This is a genomic window from Ruixingdingia sedimenti (assembly GCF_031432425.1).
GTDB lineage: Bacteria > Pseudomonadota > Alphaproteobacteria > Rhodobacterales > Rhodobacteraceae > Ruixingdingia > Ruixingdingia sedimenti.
The window spans coordinates 1-5,811 of the sequence record NZ_JAVKPH010000078.1 but is presented as its reverse complement, the minus strand read 5'-3'; the positions used below and the strand labels follow the sequence as shown (position 1 = coordinate 5,811).

5 protein-coding genes and 1 pseudogene are annotated in these 5,811 nt (G+C 64.5%); 5 read left to right on the top strand and 1 reads right to left on the bottom strand.

Annotation, left to right across the window (positions count from 1 at the left end; genetic code table 11):
* Positions 1-112: 112 nt before the first annotated feature.
* The 5 genes and pseudogenes from RGD00_RS22850 to RGD00_RS22830 all read left to right on the top strand — a co-directional run.
* Positions 113-1,615: pseudogene (locus tag RGD00_RS22850) on the top strand (HsdM family class I SAM-dependent methyltransferase); the annotation flags it as partial.
* A gap of 82 nt (positions 1,616-1,697) precedes the next feature.
* Positions 1,698-3,110 carry a phage portal protein gene (locus RGD00_RS22845; protein WP_310459548.1) on the top strand — a complete coding sequence of 471 codons (1,413 nt, stop codon included), beginning with the start codon at positions 1,698-1,700 and terminating at the stop codon, positions 3,108-3,110.
* 58 nt (positions 3,111-3,168) lie between these two features.
* On the top strand, positions 3,169-4,962 hold the full coding sequence (locus RGD00_RS22840) for a prohead protease/major capsid protein fusion protein (RefSeq protein WP_345784595.1): 1,794 nt from the start codon (positions 3,169-3,171) through the stop codon (positions 4,960-4,962).
* A 2-nt stretch (positions 4,963-4,964) separates the two neighbouring features.
* Positions 4,965-5,174, top strand: coding sequence for a phage head-tail joining protein (locus tag RGD00_RS22835; RefSeq protein WP_310459546.1), 210 nt, complete (start codon positions 4,965-4,967; stop codon positions 5,172-5,174).
* A 1-nt stretch (position 5,175) separates the two neighbouring features.
* Positions 5,176-5,520, top strand: a complete 345-nt coding sequence (locus tag RGD00_RS22830; RefSeq protein WP_310459545.1) for a DUF2190 family protein — start codon at positions 5,176-5,178, stop codon at positions 5,518-5,520.
* A gap of 3 nt (positions 5,521-5,523) precedes the next feature.
* Here the strand turns inward: RGD00_RS22830 and RGD00_RS22825 are convergent, their stop codons facing one another.
* Positions 5,524-5,742, bottom strand: coding sequence for a hypothetical protein (locus tag RGD00_RS22825; protein ID WP_310459549.1), 219 nt, complete (start codon positions 5,740-5,742; stop codon positions 5,524-5,526).
* Between the last annotated feature and the right edge of the window lie 69 nt (positions 5,743-5,811).

Sequence of the window (5,811 nt, the reverse complement as noted above, 5' to 3'; positions counted from 1 at the left end):
TCTACGCCGCTCTGGAAACTGACGCCATGGCCGCGTAACTAACCGAAATCAGCCTCCGGCAAACCCGGCGCGGTTCACCGCCTTTCACAAAAGGCGAGATACCGACCCAAGGTACGCGGATTGCATTTGGGGAGTCGACAATTCTGAAAACGCTGTACAGGTGGCCGTTTTGAACATGCTTCTCAACGGTGACGGCAAGTCCAACATTAAAGAAGGCGACTCCCTGCAAAGCGTGAATGATGAACTAGATCGCTATGATATTATGGTATGCAATCCACCGTTTGGCCTTCGCATTGTCGAAAAGCGGACCTCGGTGCTCCGAAATTTCGATCTCGGACATGAGTGGACCCTTGATCCATCAACCGGCTCTTGGAAAAAAGACGCAAAGCTTGTTGCACAGCAAGAGACTGGAATTTTGTTTGCGGAAGTTTGCGTCAAGCAGGCCAAACCAGGAAGTGGTCGTATCGGAATCATCTTTCCAAACGGCTACCTAGGAAATCGCTCAGCTCGCTATCAAGTTTTACGAGAATGGCTCTTAAGACATACTCGCGTTGTCGCTATTTGCTCCTTTCCGCGCTTCACCTTCAAAACTTCTGGTGCAGATGTTAGCGCCAGCGTCGTCTATCTTGAAAAGCGGGAGGAACCCCTCACCGATGCAAGAGAAGACGATACATACCACTTTTCCGTTCAAATGATTGAGAATGTCGGTTGGAACTTGGGGGATAAAAAGGCAGCGCCTCGCTATGTCCGAAACCAAGAAGATGGGAGCTATATTATAGATGAAGACGGTGAACGCATCTTAGACGCGGATTTCACAAGTTCGCTTGATGATCTTCGATCAAGCGCTGTGACTTCAGAGTTTCCATGGCTAGTAGATGGGGCGCCCGGATCTTCACCTGGCTCCGGTTGGGCCGTTCCGATTTCTCGCGTAACTAGAGACAACGACCTGACACTGGATCCCAAGCGTCTCTGCAGAAAGTTCTCATCAGTTCGCGATGAGATCGCAGCGAAACCATATTTTCGACTTGGTGATGTGGTGGATTTCGTTCCTGAAATCCACAACAGCAAAGGGGCCAAAATCAAAAAGGTTGCCCGACAAATATACACGTACGTAGAGCTCCAGAACATCGGTCAAGGCGACTACAGAGGGGAAGAACTTCGTGGCTGGGAGTTGCCTCAGCGCGCCAAACACTTTGCGGAGGGAAAGGATATCTTTGTTGGCTCAATCTGGGGAAGCGTGCAAAAATGGTGCCTAATTCCTCGAGACGCGAAAAATGTAGTTGTGACAAATGGCTGCCATCGCCTGCGAATGAAGGCCGGGGAAGAGGAACGGCTAGTCGATGTTATCTCATTTCTCTGCGCCGAGGCCTATTCAATCCAGATGCGTGGCTTCGCACGGGGTTCTGATGGCCTAGCGGAGATAACGTCTGACGACGCCTCAGAAGTCATGGTACCGATCCTCTCGCAGGCAGAGCGGGACGAAATCAAGCCTTTCGTCGACAGCTTGTTAGTAGGTCAGCCGGACATTCGAGCTAAGGTCGCCAGAATGGTGTTAAGCGAGCAAGTCTCGTTTCCGAACCCGCCAAAGAGAAGCTCGCACGTTGCACTGGTATAGTAGACTCAGCCAGTTCTGGATGACGAAATTTCCCAAACATTCCCAATAGCTTGAGGGTCCGTTTCGGGCGATTCTGCCGCCCATGCGGACCATCCTTCATCGCCTTCTCGGCCTCGCGCGCGCTCGCGGCTTCGACGCTGCGGGTGGCGGGCGGCGTTGGGAGGGGGCGAGGACGGTCGACGGGCTGAACGCGGCGATCCTCGCGGGCGCGACCACGGCGGCGCGGCGGGCCGGGTGGTATGCGCGGAACAACCCGTGGGTCGCGGCGGCGGTGGACAGCCTGGTCGGCAATGTCGTCGGCGCCGGGATCAAGCCGCAATCCACCCACCCCGACCGGGCGGTGCGCGAGCGGCTGCAGGCGCTCTGGCTGCGCTGGACCGATCACGCCGCCCCGGACGGGCTGGCCGACTTCTACGGGCTGCAGGCCATGGCCGTGCGCGCGATGGTCGAGAGCGGCGAGAGCTTCGCCCGGCTACGCGTCGCCGGTGAGGCCAGCGTCCTTCCTCTCCATCTCGAGCTTCTGGATCGCGAGCAGGTTCCCATGGACCTGCACCGCGAGATCGGCGGCGGGGCGCGGATCCGGGCGGGCATCGAGTTCGATGCCGCAGGTCGCCGGGTCGCCTATCGGGTCTTGTCCTCCCGCCCGGGCGATCCTCTCGGGTCTCTCCGCATGGACCCGATCCGCGTCCCCGCCGCCGATTGCCTGCACCTGTTCAAGCCGCTCGCGGCGGGCCAGTTGCGTGGCATCACCTGGCTCGCGCCGGTGCTGCTGCGGCTGCACGAGCTCGACCAGTTCGAGGACGCTGCGCTGGTAAAGGCCAAGGTCGCGGCGCTCTTCACCGGCTTCATCACCGATCCCGATGGCACGGCAGGTGGCCTGAGCGGCACGAACACCAATGGCGCGCTGACGGTCGGCATGGAGCCAGGCAGCCTGATCCCTCTGCCGCCCGGCACCGACATCCGCTTTTCCAACCCGACCGAGCACGACGCCTATGCGCCCTTCGTGAAGAACCATCTGCGCGCCGTCGCGGCCGGGCTGGGCTTGCCCTACGAGCTGGTCTCGGGCGACCTGGAGGGGGTCACCTATTCCTCGATCCGCGCGGGGCTGATCGAGTTCCGCCGCCGCGTCGAGCAATTGCAGCACAACGTGGTGGTGCACCTGTTCTGCCGCCCGGTCTGGGAGCGGTTCGTTCGCCTTACGGTTCTGACCGGCGAGCTGCCCGCGCGGGACTTCGACCGGAACCCGGACGCCTATCTCGGCTGCGAGTGGCTGCCGCCGAAGTTCGACTACGTCGATCCGATGAAGGACGTGCAGGCCGAGATCATGGCGATCGGCGCGGGGCTCAAGAGCCGGTCCCAGGCGATTTCCGAGCGCGGCTACGACGCCGAACAGGTGGATGCCGAGATCGCCGCGGACCGCGAACGCGCGGAGGGGCTGGGGCTCGCCTTCGGCCAGACGGCGGCTCCCCAGCAGAAGGAGAACGCCGATGGCTGAGACCGCGACAGATGCCCTGCAATACGAGGCGTCGCAAACCCTTCCAGGCGGGAAGGGTATCCTCACCCGCCGTGCGACGCTGGCGCCCGCCTCCGCCGATCCGGAAGCCCGCACCGTCGAGGTGGTCTGGTCTACCGGCGCGCCGGTGCGCCGCCGCGACATGGCGGGGCAGTACATCGAGCGTCTTAGCCTCGCGCCCGAGGCGGTGGATCTCACGCGCCTCGAAGGGGCGAGCGTGCTGGACGCACACCGCCAGACCGCCGTCCGCGACGTGCTGGGCTCCGTGCGCAGCGCCGCCGTCGACGGCAAGCGCGGCACCGCCCTTATCCAGTTTTCGTCGCGGCCCGAGGTGGAGCCGGTCTGGCAGGACGTGCTGGCGGGCATCCTGCGGCACGTCTCGGTCGGCTACGCCGTCGAGGACTGGGCCGAGACCACCGAGAACGGCGCGCGCGTGCTGACCGCGGTGCGCTGGACACCTCACGAGATTTCCCTGGTGCCGACGCCCGCCGATCCCGGCGCCCATATTCGCATGGAGACAGAGATGACCGATACGACCACCCGAGAGGCAGCCGATACGGCGCCCACCGCCGAGACCCGCGCCGCAGCGAATGCCGAGATCCGCTCCATTGCCCGCATCGCCGGGCTGGACCAGTCCTGGATCGACGGGCAGATCGACGCGAACGCGGATGCCGACACCGCCCGCCGCGCTGCCTTCGATGCGCTGGCCAAGCGCAGTGCATCCGCGATCCGCACCGAGCAGGTCCGCGTGGAGATGGGCGACAGCCAGGACGACCCCGCGCTCCGGGCCCGTCAGATGGGCGAGGCCCTCTATGCGCGGATCAACCCGCGGCACGAACTGAGCGACCCGGCCCGCCGCTATGCCTATTCGACCCCGGTCGACATGGCGAAGGAGCTGCTGACCCTGCGCGGCGAGTCCACCATGGCATTGTCGCCCGCGAGCCTCGTCACCCGCGCGCTACACACGACCTCCGACTTCCCCATCATCCTCGGGGACACGGTGGGCCGCGTGCTGCGCGACGCCTATCAGGCCGCGCCCTCGGGCATTCGCCGCCTCGGCCGCCAGACCACGGCACGGGACTTCCGCGCGGTGAACAAGATCATGCTGGGCGAGGCGCCGCTGCTGGAGAAGCTGAACGAGCACGGCGAGATCAAGGCCGGGACGATGGCCGAGGCGCGCGAGGCCTACAAGGTCGAGACCTGGGCGCGGAAGATCGGCGTCACCCGGCAGTTGCTGGTCAACGACGACCTCGGCGCCTTTGCGGACCTCGCCCGCCGCATGGGGCAGGCCGCCGCCGAGACCGAGGCGCGCATCCTCGTCACACTGCTCGAGGCGGGTAGCGGCAACGGGCCCACGATGTCCGACGGCAAGCCCCTGTTCCATGCCGATCACGGCAACAAGGCGGGCACGGGTGCTGTGATCTCCGACGCGACGCTCTCTGCAGCCCGGCTGGCGCTCAGGACACAGAAGGGCATCGAGGATCGCACGATCCGCGTGACGCCCCGCACCCTGCTGGTTCCGCCCGCGCTGGAGACCACCGCCGAGAAGTGGCTGGCCAGCATCGCGCCCGCGACCGCTGCCGACGTGAACCCGTTCTCGGGCTCGCTCTCGCTGGTCGTCGAGCCGCGGCTGTCGAGCGCCACGCGCTGGTATGTCACCGCCGATCCCGGTGAGATCGACGGGCTGGAGTTCGCCTATCTCTCGGGCGCGGAGGGCCCGCAGGTCGAGAGCCGCTCAGGCTGGGACGTGGACGGCGTCGAGATCCGGGTGATCCTGGATTTCGGGGCCGGGTTCATCGACCACCGCGGCTGGTTCATGAATGCGGGCGCGTGAGAATGGCCGACGTCGCCCAGCTCACCGCCTGGCGGGACGCCCTGATGGCCGCGCGCTACCGGGGCGTCCGCACCGTCGAATACGACGGCAAGCGCGTCACCTACGCGAGCGACGGCGAGATGGCCGCCGCGCTCGCGGACCTCAACCGACAGATCGCGGGAGCGACCGACCGCATCTCGGTCGTCCGCATCCAATCCTCGAAAGGGCTCTGAGATGAAGAACTACCTCCAGAACGGCCACATCGTGCGCGTCACCACGCCCGCGGGCGGCATCGCCTCTGGCGACGCGCTGATCGTCGGCAACATCTTCGGCATCGCGGCCTATTCCTCGGCCGAGGGCGACCCGGTCGAGCTCTCCACCACCGGCGTGTTCCGGCTGCCGAAGGCCAGCGCCGCGGTGCTGACGGTCGGCGCGCGCGTGGCGTGGGATAACACTGCGGGGGAAGTGACCACCCCGGCCGCGGGGCGCTTCCCCATTGGCGTCGCGGTCGAGGCGGCGGGAAACGGCGTCACCAGCGTCGCGGTGCGGCTGGACGGAATTGCAACGGCGGCGGCGTGAGGATCAGTCGGCGTGCTCGCCCTCGCGGAACGCCATGTCGGTGATTTCGCGGAGGCGGGCGCGGTAGTGCTCCAGCGTCCCGACATCGCCCCAGTTCACATGCTCGGGGCTGCATTCGAAGTGTTCGGCGCTGAGCGCGGCGAGGCGTTCGAGCATCGCGTCGATCTCGGCCTTGGCCGAGATGAAGGCGGCGAGCGCGGTGTCATTGGTCTTGGGGACTATCCTAAATTTTGTGCGCTGACGTGGTAACTGCTCTCAGAGGAGACCCACGTATGAGCATCGACAAAGACC